Annotated in this window: 13 protein-coding genes; 2 read left to right on the forward strand and 11 right to left on the reverse strand. The window is 63.0% G+C overall.

Going from position 1 to position 15,362, the window contains the following annotated elements; translation table 11 throughout:
- Positions 1-5: 5 nt before the first annotated feature.
- On the reverse strand, positions 6-1,097 hold the full coding sequence (gene gcvT / locus J8C01_RS03120) for a glycine cleavage system aminomethyltransferase GcvT (RefSeq protein ID WP_014099129.1): 1,092 nt from the start codon (positions 1,095-1,097) through the stop codon (positions 6-8).
- 320 nt (positions 1,098-1,417) lie between these two features.
- Between gcvT and J8C01_RS03125 the strand changes: the two genes are divergently transcribed.
- Both J8C01_RS03125 and J8C01_RS03130 read left to right on the forward strand, forming a co-directional pair.
- Entirely contained in the window at positions 1,418-1,657 is a 240-nt protein-coding gene (locus J8C01_RS03125; RefSeq protein WP_211432345.1) for a hypothetical protein, read from the forward strand.
- Between the two features lie 31 nt (positions 1,658-1,688).
- Positions 1,689-3,257 (forward strand): hypothetical protein, encoded by a 1,569-nt coding sequence (locus tag J8C01_RS03130; protein ID WP_211432346.1) that lies wholly within the window; start codon positions 1,689-1,691, stop codon positions 3,255-3,257.
- Positions 3,258-3,288: 31 nt separating this feature from the next.
- On the opposite strand, the gene ftsZ is transcribed toward J8C01_RS03130, so the two are convergent.
- The 10 genes from ftsZ to murF form a co-directional block, all read right to left on the reverse strand.
- A complete protein-coding gene (gene ftsZ / locus J8C01_RS03135) occupies positions 3,289-4,449 on the reverse strand; it encodes a cell division protein FtsZ (RefSeq protein WP_249355471.1) in 1,161 nt (386 codons plus the stop codon).
- A 66-nt stretch (positions 4,450-4,515) separates the two neighbouring features.
- Entirely contained in the window at positions 4,516-5,766 is a 1,251-nt protein-coding gene (gene ftsA, locus J8C01_RS03140) for a cell division protein FtsA (protein ID WP_211432347.1), read from the reverse strand.
- Between the two features lie 7 nt (positions 5,767-5,773).
- Positions 5,774-6,787 carry a cell division protein FtsQ/DivIB gene (locus J8C01_RS03145; RefSeq protein WP_211432348.1) on the reverse strand — a complete coding sequence of 338 codons (1,014 nt, stop codon included), beginning with the start codon at positions 6,785-6,787 and terminating at the stop codon, positions 5,774-5,776.
- A 48-nt stretch (positions 6,788-6,835) separates the two neighbouring features.
- Complete coding sequence (murB, locus tag J8C01_RS03150) at positions 6,836-7,732, reverse strand: UDP-N-acetylmuramate dehydrogenase (protein ID WP_211432349.1); 897 nt, start codon at positions 7,730-7,732, stop codon at positions 6,836-6,838.
- Positions 7,716-9,083, reverse strand: coding sequence for a UDP-N-acetylmuramate--L-alanine ligase (murC, locus tag J8C01_RS03155; protein WP_211432350.1), 1,368 nt, complete (start codon positions 9,081-9,083; stop codon positions 7,716-7,718). The genes murB and murC overlap by 17 nt, the downstream gene beginning before the upstream one ends.
- Before the next feature lie 7 nt (positions 9,084-9,090).
- On the reverse strand, positions 9,091-10,167 hold the full coding sequence (gene murG / locus J8C01_RS03160; protein WP_211432351.1) for an undecaprenyldiphospho-muramoylpentapeptide beta-N-acetylglucosaminyltransferase: 1,077 nt from the start codon (positions 10,165-10,167) through the stop codon (positions 9,091-9,093).
- Between the two features lie 102 nt (positions 10,168-10,269).
- Positions 10,270-11,403, reverse strand: a complete 1,134-nt coding sequence (gene ftsW / locus J8C01_RS03165; protein ID WP_081464670.1) for a putative lipid II flippase FtsW — start codon at positions 11,401-11,403, stop codon at positions 10,270-10,272.
- The gene (murD, locus tag J8C01_RS03170) at positions 11,388-12,815 is read right to left on the reverse strand and encodes a UDP-N-acetylmuramoyl-L-alanine--D-glutamate ligase (protein ID WP_211432352.1); all 1,428 of its coding nucleotides are present in this window, start codon (positions 12,813-12,815) and stop codon (positions 11,388-11,390) included. The genes ftsW and murD overlap by 16 nt, the downstream gene beginning before the upstream one ends.
- A gap of 2 nt (positions 12,816-12,817) precedes the next feature.
- Entirely contained in the window at positions 12,818-13,930 is a 1,113-nt protein-coding gene (gene mraY / locus J8C01_RS03175; protein ID WP_058866580.1) for a phospho-N-acetylmuramoyl-pentapeptide-transferase, read from the reverse strand.
- A 9-nt stretch (positions 13,931-13,939) separates the two neighbouring features.
- Positions 13,940-15,361, reverse strand: a complete 1,422-nt coding sequence (gene murF, locus J8C01_RS03180; RefSeq protein WP_211432353.1) for a UDP-N-acetylmuramoyl-tripeptide--D-alanyl-D-alanine ligase — start codon at positions 15,359-15,361, stop codon at positions 13,940-13,942.
- Between the last annotated feature and the right edge of the window lies 1 nt (position 15,362).

Genomic DNA, 15,362 nt, shown 5'->3' on the forward strand with positions numbered 1-15,362 from the left:
CCTCGCTATCCGGGACGCTTGTAGAAAGGGGTTGGGACAATGCGGCAGGGAACTTCGCGCCCGCGCACAATGGCAAACACTTGCGTCCCCACTGCCGTCTTGTCAATTGGAAGATACGCCAGTCCGATGTTTTTCCTGAGAAAGGGCGACGGGCTGCCCGAAGTGACGCGCCCGACTTCCTGCCCGTCGGCCACCAGCGGGTAGCCGTCGCGTACCGGCACGCGGTCTTCCACCTCGAAGCCGACCAGCTTGCGGGTCAGTCCGGCTGCCTGTTGCCGCAGCAGGGCGTCACGGCCGAGAAAGTCGCCCTTGGAGAGTTTGCATATCCATCCCAGGTCGGCTTCCAGCGGCGTGGTCGTGTCGTCAATTTCGTGACCGTAGAGGGCCATTCTGGCTTCGAGCCGCAGAGTGTTGCGGGCGCCAAGTCCGCAAGGTGCCGTACCGGCTTCGATCAGCGCCTTCCACAGCCGCTCCGCATCGGCCGGCGCACAGTAGATTTCGACGCCATCTTCGCCCGTGTAGCCGGTGCGCGCCACGAGTGCCGTGATGCCGGCGATGACGACATCGCGCCGGAACCGGTAGTAGCCCAGACCGGTGATGTCCTCCACCGTGAGGCTTTGCACCAGCGCCACGGCGCGGGGGCCCTGGACGGCCAGTTGGGCGTATTCGTGGCTGACATCGCGAATGTCAACCTCGAAGCCTGCTGCGTGCCCGCGCAGCCATTTCGCGTCTTTGGCCGTGTTGGCCGCATTGACGCAGAGAAAGTAGCTGTCTTCCGCCAGGCGGTGCACCAGAATGTCATCCACAAAACCGCCACGTTCGTTGAGCAGGCCGGAGTACTGAACCTGTCCGTCCACAAGGCGCGCCGCGTCATTGCAGGTCACATGCTGCACGAAGCGCAGGGCATCGCGTCCCTGGATGAGAATCTCCCCCATGTGACTGACATCGAAGAGTCCCACCGCTGTACGTACGGCCAGGTGCTCGGCCACCAGCCCGCCATATTCGACCGGCATCGTCCAGCCGGCAAACGGCACCATTTTGGCCCCCAGCGCGCGATGTACGGCATCAAGTGGTGACTGGCGGAGTTCGGCGGACATGCGTGAAAAAGCCTTGAAAACCGGAAGGAGGCTGACGCTGCAAGGGCGGGGACGCTACCACCGCCATGGTGGAGGGTCAAGACGGCCCGGCCGCTGCTGATAACGCCCTGGCTGCCGGCCGGGCCCTTGCCAGTCTGCCCGGTGCGGCCTACGATACCTGACGGCTGATTGAGCCAGTCGCCATCTTTTGCAGTTTATGGAGGATGACTGCCATTCGCACGCGACCTGTCCTATCGCCTCATTCCACGTCCTGACGCCCGGTAGTTTCCTCACGACCACCGTGGCGTCGGCCAACGATGTTCGCCAGGAGGAAACTCACCATGACTGACAAGCCCATTCTTGATCCGTCTGTCGCCGATTCATCACAAGCGCCCCTTTCACCTGCCACCAGGTCGGCGCAACATCCGGTCCGGCGTGACCGATCCTCTCCCCCAACCTTCCAACCCAACATGTTCGAGGACGACCTGGTATCGGCGCTGGCCGTGGCGAGGGAAAACGTCCGCGCCCGCCAGGTCTTCGATTGGGAGCGCGTCCGCCGGCAATGCGCCGTCCAGTTCTAGCCTGGCCTTCAGCCGGGCCGGCCATCGCCCGGTGTGGTTCATTGCACCGGGTTCGGCCCTCATCGGTGGGCTGACCCTGGCGTGGGTTTATGCCCACGGTTGGACAAATCTGTATGGCGACGGCCAGGCCCACCTGGCCATTGCCCGCAAGCTGGTGGATGTCCCACCGGGAACGACCTGGTGGGAACGCTACATGCAACTGGGCAGCCCGTGGCTTCCGCTGCCGCATGTGCTGGCTGCACCGCTGGCACTTTCCGATACCCTCTGGCGCACCGGGCTGGCCGGCAGCCTCATTTCCTGTCTCGCCTTTGTGGCTGCGGCGACCGTGGTGTTTCAGCTTACGGCAGCGCTCACCCGGTCGCTGCCGGCCGCGCTGGTGGCGTGGCTGGCTTTTGCGCTCAACCCTTCGCTGCTCTACATCCAGACCACACCGCTGACCGAGCCGCTGTTTCTCGCCACCTGGCTGGGCAGCGCATGGTGGATGCACGACTGGACGCCACGTGGTCGGCGTGATCGTCTTGTCCTGGCGGCGCTCTGTACCCTGGGGGCGCTTCTGACCCGCTATGAGGGCTGGATTCTGCTGCCAGCCGGTACGCTCTGGGTGCTCTGGTCTTCCCCCCGCCGTGGATGGGCGCGCCTGGCTGATGTGGGGCTATGGACGGGCATCGTGGGCGCGGGCGTGGGGTACTGGCTCTGGCACAACTGGGCCATCTACGGGCGGCCGCTGGAGTTTCTCGAAGGGACCTACTCGGCGCGGGGCTACTTTGCGCGCCACCGGGATGAGCTGAGTTACCTGAGCTTCGTGGTCGGACAGCCGCTTTATGCGGGCCTTGTGTTGGCGGTAACTGTCGTCATCTGCGCCACGCCGGCCACGACGCTGCTCGGGCTGCTGGGGCTGGCCGGACAGGCTGTGACGGCCTTTCGCACCCGTCGGCTTGATATGCCAACGCTGGCGGTTCTGGGGTGGCTCTGGCTGCCGCCGCTCTTTACCGGCTACAGCCTGTATTCAGGCAACATCCAGATTTATCCGCTGTTTTTGAACAACCGCTATGGCCTGGTGGCACTGCCGGCGCTGGCCGTTGGTATCGGGTTGGGTGTGGCCTGCCTGCAGGCCCGCTTCCCAAAGCAGCCGGTCTGGGTGGCCGTTGGTGTAGGGCTGGTGTGTGTCGGGCAATCCCTGTGGTGGCTGCGGGATGGCGTCTATCAGCTCGCCGTCTTTCAGGAAGCCTACCGGGTGCAGTTTACGTCGCTGGGGCGTGAACGCCGGGCGCTGGCGCAGTTTCTCCGGTCGCAGCCGGCCTTTCGGTCCCTTCTAGTGCAACCGTCCGGCGGCTGCGTTGCGCTGTTTGCCGGTGAACTGTCGTCTGTCATTGCCCAGGGCGGATTGTCTTACGCCCACATCCTGCACGAGGGGCGTGCGGAGTGGCACAGCCTGGAAAAATCCATTCCCTCCACGGTGACATGGCTGGTGGTTGGGCGCGGGGATGAGCTGGAGCGAAAGCTTCAGCAGCAGCCAGCCGGGTACGAAGACTTCACCCCGGTATGGGTTTCGGAGCAGGGCACCTTCCGCGTCCTGTGCCGAAACCGGCCCGCGCCGTAGGTATCAACGGCGATGGCCGGTTTCCAGAAGGCTATTCGGATTTCCGGCGCAAAAAGGTTGGTGCGTCAAGGTCCGCTTCGGCAGCGGGTGCGGTTGGTTTGGAGCCGGGCGCCACACGCCCAAACGAAGGCACCGAAACCACGTTACTGGCCACCACGGTTGACGCCGTTGGCTCGTTGGCTGCCTGGGCGGTCTGGTCGAAGCCGGTCGCAATGACCGTAATCTTCATTGCATCCTGCATTCGTTCGTCAATGACCGCGCCAAAGATGATGTTGGCTTCCGGGTGCGCCGCTTTCTGGATGATGGAGGTGGCTTCATTGACTTCGTGAAGAGTGAGGTTGCTGCCGCCGGTGATATTGACGAGTACGCCATGGGCGCCTTCGATGGAGGCTTCTTCGAGCAACGGGCTGGCAATAGCAGCGTTGGTAGCCTGGATGGCACGATTTTCGCCGGAGGCCTGTCCCGTGCCCATCAGGGCAATGCCGGAGCCGCGCATGATGGTGCGTACATCGGCAAAGTCGAGGTTAATCATGCCCGGCACCGTGATGAGGTCAGAAATACCCTGCACGGCCTGCCGCAGCACGTCATCCGCCATGCGGAAGGAATCCGCCAGGGAAGTATTGCGATCAACGGTCGTCAACAGGCGGTCATTAGGAATGGTGATGATGGTGTCCACACACTCGTGGAGTTCGCGGATGCCTTTTTCGGCGTTCTGCATCCGGCGGCGGCCTTCAAACCCGAAGGGCTTGGTGACGACGGCCACGGTCAGAATCTCCAGTTCGCTGGCCAGTCCGGCCACAATGGGCGCGGCGCCGGTGCCCGTGCCGCCACCCATGCCGGCCGTGATGAACACCATATCCGCACCTTCGAGTGCATCAATGATTTTTTCCGTATCTTCAAGCGCGGCATCCCGTCCCACCTGTGGGTCAGCTCCGGCACCCAGTCCACGTGTCCGCTTGCTGCCAATCTGAATCTTGACCGGGGCTTTCGACATGCTGAGGGCTTGCAGATCGGTATTGACCACCAAAAAGGAAATCCCTTCAATACCGGACTCAATCATCCGGTTGACGGCATTCCCGCCGCCCCCTCCAACACCAATGACCTTGATGTTTGCGCCTTTTGAGATGGTATTTTCCACGAATTCAAACCTCACTGGGGGTGGACTCGATGACCGCTTGTTCTCTGCTCCCATGGGATAATTGCCTCCTGCCCGTAACCTGGATCGGGAACCGTCTTCCTGGTAAAGAAAATACTATATTCAGCGCGCCGAATTCGGCGAAGAAAAGAAACTTTTTATCCCTGCCAGCCAGTGGCGCCAACTTGTTTCCCGCTGCCGCAAATAGTGATTGGCACGTGGTCGAATGCTTGAAAGAATAAGCCCGATGGCTGTTGACCACTCAGCACGGCGCAGTTCCTCGTTGAGACCGTCCAAACCCATTGGCACGCCGATCCGAACCGGAAGGTCAAGCATCCGTTCGGCCAGTTCAGGAATACCGGACAAGAGACTGCCGCCGCCTGTCAAGACCAATCCGCTGGACAACTTTTTCTCAAAACCTGCCTTCTGAAGATTCTCCTGAATTTCCTTGAAAATCTCCTCTGCCCGTGGCTGAAGCATTTCGCAGAGCACCTGCCGCGAAAGCATCCGCGACCGCCCGCCAGAAGCAGTAACTTCAAGCTGTTCCTGTCGCTCGTTGGGGTGCAGAAGCGAAGAGAAAACGCATCCAAAAGTCTGTTTGATGCGTTCAGCTTCGGGAACCGGTGAACGAAGCCCAACCGCAATGTCGTTGGTGAAATGCGTGCCCCCGATACCGAACATCGCCGTGTGGCGCACCGCCCCGCGTTGGAAGACCGCAAGGCTGGTGATTTCACCACCAATATCAACGATGGCCGTACCATATTCACGTTCTTCTTCGGTGAGGGTGGCTGTCGCAGCCGCAAGGGAACCAAGGGTGAGGTCTTCGACAATGATACCCAGCCGGTTGGCGCTTGTCACGATGTTTTGCGATGCCGTGACCGGCGAAGTCACGATATGTACGGAAACTTCGAGCCGCATCCCCAACATACCGAGGGGATCGCCAATTCCATCCTGTTCGTCCACCACAAACTCCTGGGGCAGGACCTCGACGATACCCCGGTCTGAGGGCAGGTTGACGGCACTGGCCTGTTCGATAACCCGCTGGATGTCCGTGCCTGTAATCTGCCGGTTGCGGCTGGACACCGCCACCACGCCATGCCCGTTGAGACCGCGCACATGTAGTCCTGACAGGCTGGCATGAACCGAAGCAATTTCAAAGCCGGCCATTTTTTCGGCTTCCGTCAGGCACTGGCGAATGGTCTCTTCAGCCTGCTCGATGCTGACCACAACCCCCTTGCGGATGCCCTTCGAGGGAACATCGCCATAGCCGGCCACCGTCCAGCGCGCCCGATCCGGCACTGGTGTGGCAATAACCAGGCGGGTACGGGTCGAGCCAAGGTCAAGGCTGGCAAGGTAGGGGGTGGCGCGCGCCATGTGGGTGCTACCTCCGCGATGCCGAACCCGTTGGGCGGGGTGTGGATTTGGGGGCGGCTTTCGGGGGGGTTGATGCCTTGCTGCCAGCCGTCGCGCGCGGGGGGGGCGCGGGCAGGCGTTCGTCAAACTCCAGATTGACCTGTCGGGCGCTCACCATGTTCACTGTCTTGAGATAGGGCGCTTTCTCGAAGATACGCGGATCAGAAAAGCGCATGCGTTCAAGAATCGAGGTGTCACGGCGCTGAAGCGCGTCCACGATTTCGCAGGCATGGAGCAGCCGTTCCCGAAAGTCCTCCCGACCCAGTCCGACAACAATGCGGCTGTTGCGAAGCTGAACGCGCACGTCCTGAAGATGGGACAGATCAATGGATTCAATGCGTTCGGAAAGTCGTGGTTCGGCCGCGTCGAGCGCCCAGGTGAGGTTACGGTACAGTTGCAGCCGCTCGCGGTTTTCACGGCGTCCGGCCGCATCGCGGTCTGACGCAAAGCCAACGGCCAGGGTCGGTGGCTCGCCATCCGTTTCAGGGTCATAAACCGTGATGACCACGCCTTCTTCATCGAGCCAGACGAGACCACTCCGCTCCGCCATCTGCGCAAGGACGAACGGTTTGCGTTCCTCGACCACGACTCGCAGGGTGTCCGGCAGAATGCGTACGATCCGGGCCTGCCGCACCCGGGGCAGGCTTTCCAGGTTCTGGCGCAGCGTCGGGAGCGAGACCGTCAGCAGGGAGCCGGTGGACTGCTGGCGGACGAGGCGTTCGACGTCCTCCGCAACCGGCGGCTGACAGCCGACGACTTCCACCTGACGCAGCAGAAACAGGGATGACCGCGTCATGGCCAGCCCAAGACTGCTCAGTCCGACCAGCAGTACAACCCAGAGGATGCCGGTCCGCCAGGCATAAAGTTGCTCCCATACCGCTCCCTGCCGCGTGCGCGGGATACGGATGGCCGCTGCCTCGCGTGTTTGTTCACGGCGGGAGGGTAGCGCCTGGCGGGTTGTGCGTTTGTGAGCAACCGACACGTTAGAACTCCCGAAAAACTCCCGACGGACTTCAATCCGGGAACGGCCCTACTCCCAGACTTCGACTTCCATATCAAGTTCAATGCCACGTGCTTCGCGTACACGTGACCGAATCCGCTCAATGAGGGCGAAGACATCGGCTGCCCGTGCTGACCCATTCGTGACAATGAAGTTGGCGTGAAGGGGGGAAATGGTTGCCCCGCCGATGGTTTCGCCTTTCATGCCAAGTTCATCAATGATGCGCCCGGTAGCCAGCCCCGGCCCCGGATTTTTGAAAATGCAACCGGCGCTGTTGTCCCTGACCGGTTGCGTCGCTGCCCGGTGGCGACGGTACTCCGCAATTTCGGCCCGGCTGGCCTCCGGGTTGCCGGGCCGGAGTTGAAGTGTCGTCCCCAGAATCAGGTCCCGTTCGGTAAATGGAGAGTGACGGTAGGCAAAATCCAGCGTCTCGCGTGGCAGCGTCACGATGCGCCCGTCGCGGGCGACATCCACCGAGACGATGACATCGGCAATTTCATAGCCATGCGAACCGGCGTTCATCTTCACGGCACCGCCAACGCTGCCGGGAATCGGCGCCAGCCCTTCAATCCCGGACAATCCCCGGTCGGCGCACTGGTTGACGAGCCGAGGCAGGCTGTAACCGGCCGGCACTTTGACCTGACAGCCCTCAAACCTCACGGGCGTTTTGAGTTGCCGCAGACTGATGGCAACGCGGTCGAGTGGCCCATCCGCCACCAGGAGATTTGTGCCGTAGCCCAGCGGACTCCAGCGCAAACCGTGTTCTTCCAGCCTGGCCACCAGGGCGGCCGCTTTTTCCGGCGTGTCGGGAAAGGCCACACAGGCGATTTCCCCACCCGTGCGCAGTGAAGTCAGGTGGCGCATCGGCTGGTGAAAGCGGGCTGCGACATCGAGTTCGGCACAGATTTCCTCAACAGACTTGGGCATCCTGCAAAAACCTTTCACCAAGCTGCCAGACATTGCCTGCCCCCACGGTCAACAGCACATCGCCGGGACGAAGTTGCGCCGCAACGGCTGGCAGGGCCGCATCGAGCGCGCCAACAGCCTGCACGGCCGGATGTCCCGCCGCCTGTACGGCTGCTGCCAGCGCCGCCGCTGTCACCCCGGGCAGGGGTGTTTCGCCCGCCGGGTAAATATCCACGATACAAACCACATCCGCCTCCCGCAGCACCGTTACGAACTCAGCAAACAGATGCTGTGTCCGCGTGTAGCGGTGCGGCTGAAACACCAGAACGATCCGGCGTCCGGCGCTGCGCGCTGCATCAAGTACGGCGGCAATCTCAACCGGGTGGTGGCCGTAATCGTCAATGACGAGAACATTATTCCTTTCCCCACGAATTTGGAACCGTCTGGAAACATTTTCAAACATTTCCAGACCCGTTTGTACATCTTTGAAGTCTAAACCAAGTTCCAGTCCAGCGGCGATAGCCGCCAGTGCGTTGTGGATGGCGTGCCGGCCCGGTACGCGCAGCCGGACCGGGCCCAGACAAGCCGGCCCGCGCCAGACCGTAAAGCGCCAGCCGAAGGGCTTTTGGGGAACAATGTCTGCCGCCCGAATCTGGGCTTCCGCCGCCTGGATGCCGTACAGCGTACAGCGCCGGGTCAGCCGGGGCAGCAGCGCCTGCACGCCGGCATCGTCAGCGCAGGCAATGACCACGCCTGTTTCAGGTACGCCCTCGGCAAACCATACGAAATGGTCGAGGATAGCGTCGAAATCACGGTAAAAATCGAGATGGTCGCGGTCCACATTGGTGATGATCGCCAGGGTGCGCGGCAGCTTGAGAAACGAGCCATCGCTTTCGTCGGCTTCGGCGACAAAGTGCGGCCCCGTCCCGACCATCGCCCCACTGCCGAGATCGGCAAAGGCCGCGCCAATGACGGCGGTTGGGTCCTGTCCGGCCGCGCGCAGTATCGTGGCAACCATGGCACTGGTCGTCGTCTTACCGTGCGCACCAGCGACAGCCACGGCCACCTTGCCTGCCACGAGTTCGGCCAGCATCTCCGCCCGGTGTACGATGGGGATGCCCCGGGCCTGGGCTGCCAGCCGCTCCGGGTTGTCGGCTTTGACGGCGGTGGAGACGACCACCCGCTGGGCATTGCCAAGTTGCTCCGGAGCGTGCCCGATGAAAACCTGCGCGCCCAGCGCCTGCAGGCGGGCGGTTGTCGCCGAAGCCGCCAAATCCGACCCGGAAATCTGCCAGCCGCGCCGGAGGGCAACTTCGGCAATGCTGCTCATACCGCTGCCCCCAATGCCGATGAAGTGCAAGTGCTCAGCCATGACTACCTCATCCTGGGCGATGCAGAATCTGGAACGCAACATCTACGGCGCGTTCGGCTGCCTGCGGTCGCGCCAGCGCCCGGCTGGCGGCTTCCATCCGGGCCAGCCGCGCCGGGTCAGCCAGCAGCTCCAGAATCGTCCGGGCCAGTTTTTCGCCTGTCAGTTCGGCCTGTACGATCATCTCTCCGGCGCCGGCGCGGACAAACGCCTCGGCATTCCGGCGCTGGTGATCGTCGGCGGCCTGGGGGAAGGGAATAAAGATGGCCGCGCGCCCGGCAGCGGCCACCTCGGCGATGGTGGCGGCTCCGGCGCGGCAGACAAGCACATCGGCGGCGGCCATGGCTTCGGCCATGGCGTGGATAAAAGGCTGTACTTCGGCCTGCACACCGGCTGCCGCATAGGCGGCACGTACCATTTCGACATCGCGCTCGCCCGTCTGGTGGACAATCCGCAAACCGGGATGCGTTGCCAGCCGGGGCGCGGCTTCCGCCATGGCGCGGTTGATGGCCTGCGCCCCCTGGCTGCCGCCAAACACCAGCACGTGCTGGCGCGGAGCCTCGGCCGGGCGGGGCGGAATCTGCTCAAACTCGGCGCGTACCGGCGTCCCGGTCAGGACGGCCCTGGCCCCGAAGTACGCGGCGGTTTCCTGGTAAGACACGGCGGCGGCGGTGACGAAGCGGGCGAGTATCCGGTTGGTGAGACCGGGCAGGACATTGACTTCAACGGCCAGGGTCGGGACACCCCGCATGATCGCCGCCAGCATCGCCAGCCCGGAGGCATAGCCGCCGACTCCGACGGCAATATCCGGCTTGAAACGCCCGATGAGTTGCCAGGCTTTCCAGAAGCCGACAGGCAATACGGCCAGACTCTGGAAACGGCGCTGCCAGGAAACGTTGTTGAGTGCACCGGAGGGAATGAACGTCAGCTCGAAACCAGCCGCCGGGACAAGTTTCTTTTCCAGCCCGCGTTCTGTCCCCACAAAATGGACTTCCGTGGTGGCATCACGTTGCCGGAACGCCTGGGCAATGGCAATGCCGGGGAAAATGTGTCCGCCGGTGCCGCCGGCCGCCATCAGGACACGCACGCTGCACGCCTCTTGTCTCTCAAAAATTCGCCCTGGCTGTGGCCGGGTACGGCTTTCGATCCGTTTGCCAACCGTGGCCGTTTGCCAACCGTGGACGCGGTTTCACGTGCGCCGCGACACACTCAGCAGCCAGCCGACCGCCAGCAGACTCATCATCATCGAACTGCCGCCGTAGCTGATGAAGGGTAACGGAATCCCCTTGGCCGGTACCAGACTCAACACGACGCTCAGATTGAACAGCGCCTGCCCCACGAGCAGAACGGTGACCCCGGTTGCCAGGAGCTTGCCAAAGTCGTCCGGGGCCAGAAAGGCCGCACGCAGACCGCGAAAGGCCAGAATGCCGAACAGTCCGACGACCATGAGGCTGCCAATGAGACCGACTTCTTCGGCAATAACTGAAAAGATGAAGTCCGTATGCGCTTCCGGCAGGTAAAACAGCTTTTGGCGGCTCTGGGCAAAGCCGACGCCCGACACGCCGCCACTGCCGACGGCCATCAACGACTGCACAATCTGGAAACCTTCTTCCCTGGGAGCTTTCCAGGGGTCAAGAAAGGCCAGCAGCCGGGCGCGCCGGTATGGCTCTCTGAGCAGGGCATAGAGCAGCAGCGGCGAGCAGAGCAGTCCCGCGAGCGCCGGATAGCGGAGCGGCACGCCGGCCACGACGAGCATCGCTGTCGCCGTCCCGCCCATCATCAGAATCGTTCCCAGGTCCCGCCCCAGAAAAACGAGTCCCATCAGCAGTCCCACGACGAGGCCGACCGGGAGCAGTCCCTGTCGCGGATCACGGCGCGCCGGCGCGTCTTTCCGGCTGAGGAAATAGGCCAGAAAGAGCACCATTGCGAGCTTGGCCAGTTCAGAAGGCTGAAACATCAGCCCCGGCAGACGAATGAAGCGATGCGTGCCCCGGACCGGGGGCAGCAGCAGGACGAGCACCAGCAGGGAAACCGTGACGCCCAGCAGCCCATACACCACCCACGGCCGTTCCAAGCGTGCGTAGCCAAGCCACAGGCTGCCGAGCAGCAGCCCGGTTCCCAGCAGGGCGGCCAGCCCCTGGCGCAGGACGAAGTGAAATTGCGTCCGGTAGGTTTCATGCGCCAGGGCCGCCGAGGCGCTATAGACCATGACCAGGCCAAACATCACCAGCGCAATCGTCGTGACGAGCAGCCATGGGTCCACAAACGTCACCAGGTTGCGCGAAACAGGCACCACGGTGGGAATGGTCAATCTGGGCTGCATGACGCCTCACGCTGCACATTCGAAATCAACCCCTTGACTGTTGCCTTGAAAACCCGTCCCCGGTGCTCGAAGTTATCAAACATATCGAAACTGGCACAGGCCGGCGCAAGCAGAACCACATCGCCGGGCCGGGCACGCCGGGCCAGACTGTGAACCGCATCTTCCAGACTGGCATGGCGCGTGATGGGCTGCGGCAGCCGTCCGGCAAAGGTGGCGGCAATTTTTTCGGCGGCCGCGCCGATGAGCGCCACCGAAACCGCCCGTGGTGCCAGGGCGTCCACGAGCGGAGCAAAGTCGCTGTTTTTGTCCAGGCCGCCAAGAATGACGTGCAGCCCGGACGGAAAAGCCTCGATGGACACCTGGGCCGCTGCCACATTCGTGGCCTTGGAGTCGTTGAAGTACCGGACGCCGCCAACTTCCGCCACAAACTCCAGCCGGTGTTCCAGCCCGCGAAAGTCCCGGATGGTTGTCCGGGCGGTTTCCGGCGCGACGCCAGCGGCAAGGGCGACAGCCAGGCTGGCCAGGATGTTTTCCATATTGTGCCGGCCCGGCAGAGGCAGGTCGGCGCGGTGAAGCAGCACCCGTTCGGCCTGCCGGGTACGGCACACCAGATCGTTTCCACGCAGAAAAAGCCCTTCTTCCAGTTCCCGCTGGGCTGAAAAGAGCGTCACCGGCGCACCCTGGGTCGCAAGCTGCGCCTGGGCACGGGGGGTCGTCGGGTCGTCGGCATTGAGTACGGCCAAGGTTTCACCGTCAAACCGGCGAAACATGTTGAGTTTGGCGGCCACGTAGTTTTCAAACGTGCCGTGGCGGTCAAGATGATCGGGGGTGATGTTGAGCAGGACGCCAATGTGCGGGCGAAAGGTGACGACGGTTTCAAGCTGGAAACTGCTGCATTCGAGTACCGTCCAGCCGTCGTCGCGTGAGGTCTCCACCAGCGAGACGGCCGCCACACCGATGTTGCCGCCAACCTGGGTCGGCAGCCTGCCGTCCGCGAGCAGGTGCCCGATGAGCGTCGTCGTCGTGCTTTTGCCGTTGCTGCCCGTAATGGCGACGATGCGCCCGCGCAGGTGGCGGAAGGCCAGTTCGATTTCGCCAATGATGGGCACACCGGCTTCCCGCGCCGGCTGAAGCGCCGCCAGCGTCGGAGGGACACCAGGGCTGAGCACAATTTCATCGGCGGCACGCAGGGTTTCCGGGCGATGTGCTCCGGCTTCAATGGCAATGCCTTCCGATGGGAGTTGGATGACTTCCGGCGGCAGCTTTTCAGCCGGGCGCTGGTCGGTGAGGGTCACTTGCGCGCCGCGCGCCGCCAGAAACCGCGCCGCGCCGATGCCACTGATGCCAGCGCCGACCACGACGAGGTGACGGCCGGCATAGCTCTGGTTGTTCGTGTTGTCGAAGGCAGGCATCGTTACCGTAGCTTGAGCGTCGCCAGGGCGACGAGGGCAAAGAAAATCTGCACGATGAGAAAGCGGAAGACGATTTTGGATTCCTTCCAGCCGGTAAGTTCAAAGTGGTGGTGCAGCGGCGACATCTTGAAAATCCGCTTGCCGATGCCGGTCTGCGGGTCCTTCGTCAGCTTGTAGTAACTCACCTGCAGGATGACGGAAAGCGTTTCGATGACAAACACGCCGCCCAGAATGACCAGCAGCAGTTCCTGTTTGATGACGATGGCCACGCAGCCCATGCAGCCGCCAATGGCCAGGCTGCCGACATCACCCATAAACACTTCCGCCGGCGGCGCGTTGAACCAGAGAAACCCCAGGCTTGCGCCGGCCAGTGCCGCGCAAAACACAGTGACTTCAAGCGCCGGCGGACTGGGCGGCAGGTTGAGGTAGAGTGCCAGTTCGGTCAGACCTGTGACATAGCACAGCAGGGTGAGCGTCAGCGCGACGACGAACGTCGTGCTGATGGCGAGGCCGTCGAGGCCATCCGTCAGGTTGACGGCGTTCGAGCTGCCCGTCATCACCAGCAGCATAAACGGCAGATAGAGCCAGGCTGTCAGGTCGGGCTGGAAATCCTTGAAAAACGGCACACTGAGGTAGGTGGCATAGTTGCCGAAACCGATGAGAACGCCCCCGATGACCAGAGCCGTTGTCACCTGTCCGAGGAGTTTCCAGCGTCCCTGCAGGCCGAGGTTCTGCCGCCTGGCGATTTTCAGGTAGTCGTCCAGAAAGCCAATCGCCCCGTGCGCCAGCAGGGCAAACAGGACCACCCAGACGTACAGGTTGCTCAGATCGGCCCACAGGAGCGTTCCGGCAACAATGCCCGTGATGATGAGCACACCGCCCATGGTCGGCGTTCCTTTCTTGGCCTGGTGCGCCTTGACGCCTTCTTCCCGGATTTCCTGCCCGTACTTGAGGCGGCGCAGCCAGGCAATCATCGGCGCGCCGAGCAGAAGGCAGATGAGTGTGGCCGTCATTGCCGCCAGCAGGGCGCGAAAGGACGGATAGCCGAAAACGCGGAACGGGCCAAAAACCTGGTACTTCAGGTGCAGGACTTCATAGAGCAGGTAGTAGAGCATCGCGCGTGCCTAAGCCGGCAGGGCCTCCAGACAGGTTTCCAACCGTACCCCCCGTGAACCCTTGATGAGAATGACATCCCCGGCTTGGACGTGGCTGGCCAGCCAGCGGCCGGCTTCGGCTGCGGTTTCGACGAAATCCGTGAGCATCCCGTGGTTCTGTTCGGCCTGGGCGGCCGCCACCAGATCGCGGGCATGGCCGGCGACGCCCAGCAGGATGTCCACCCTGGCATGAGCGAGCGCGCGCCCGCAGGCGATGTGCATCTCCCTGGATTGCTCGCCGAGTTCGAGCATTTCGCCGGCGACAACAATCCGCCGCCGGGCGTCGGGCACCTGTTCCAGCAGCCGCACGGCTTCCTGCAGGGCGACGGGGTTGGAGTTGTAGCTGTCATCCACGACGGTAAATCCGCCGGCGTAGCGCCGGACGACGCCGCGATGGGGTCCCGGCTGCGCCAGCCGGAGCTGGGCGGCGATGGCGTCCGGGCTGACACCGAAGTGGGTCGCCACGGCCGCCGCTGCCAGCGCATTGCTGATGTGGTGTTCGCCGACCAGCGGAAGTTCAACGGCTGCCTGTCCTTTCAGCGTGGAAAGCGTAAACGTCGTACCCAGCAGCCCACGGGAGGTGACATCGAGTGCTGTGACGTGGGAGGCTTCATTCCGCCCGAAGTACATCACCTGCGCCCCGCTGTGTTCCTGCCGCCGCGCCAGAACGATGGCCGCCATGCGGGCTACGCGCGGATCGTCGGCATTCAGAATGGCCGTGCCCGTCGGCTTCAGCCCGTGGACGATTTCCGCCTTGGCTGCGGCAATGCCTTCCAGCCCGTCGGGAAAGTTCTCGATGTGAACCGGGGCGACATTGAGGACAACACTGACATCCGGGGGCGCAATCTCGCACAGCCGCGCGATTTCGCCTTTTTCGTTCATGCCCATTTCGAGCACGGCCACGTCGTAGTCCGCCATGCGCCGCCCGTCCGAAAGCATCTGGAAGACGGCCAGAGGCAGGCCGTATTCGTTGTTGAGGTTGCCCACCGAGGCGTAGATGCGTCCGTAAGGCGCAAGTGTCAGCGCCGTGAGGTCTTTGGCGGTCGTTTTGCCCATGCTGCCGGTGATGCCGACGATGGGGCGTCCCCACCGGTGCAGCAGCGCCCGGGCCAGTTCCTGCATGGCGCGGAGCGTGTCCGGCACGAGCAGACAGCGGGCGGCGGCGGCTGGTTCCAGTTCCGGCAGTGGGCGATGAATAACGGCCGCACACGCGCCACGCGCCAGGACTTCCGGCACAAACGCATGGGCGTCGAAACGTTTTCCGTGAATGGCAAAAAACAGGTCGCCGGGGCGAATGGTGCGTGAGTCAATCGAAAAGCCAACCGGCGTGATGGCGCGCAGCCCTTCAGGGCAGGCAATTCCCAGCAGGTCGGCAAGGTCGGCAAGCGTCACA

This window comes from Chloracidobacterium sp. D (assembly GCF_018304685.1).
Taxonomy (GTDB): Bacteria; Acidobacteriota; Blastocatellia; order Chloracidobacteriales; family Chloracidobacteriaceae; genus Chloracidobacterium; species Chloracidobacterium thermophilum.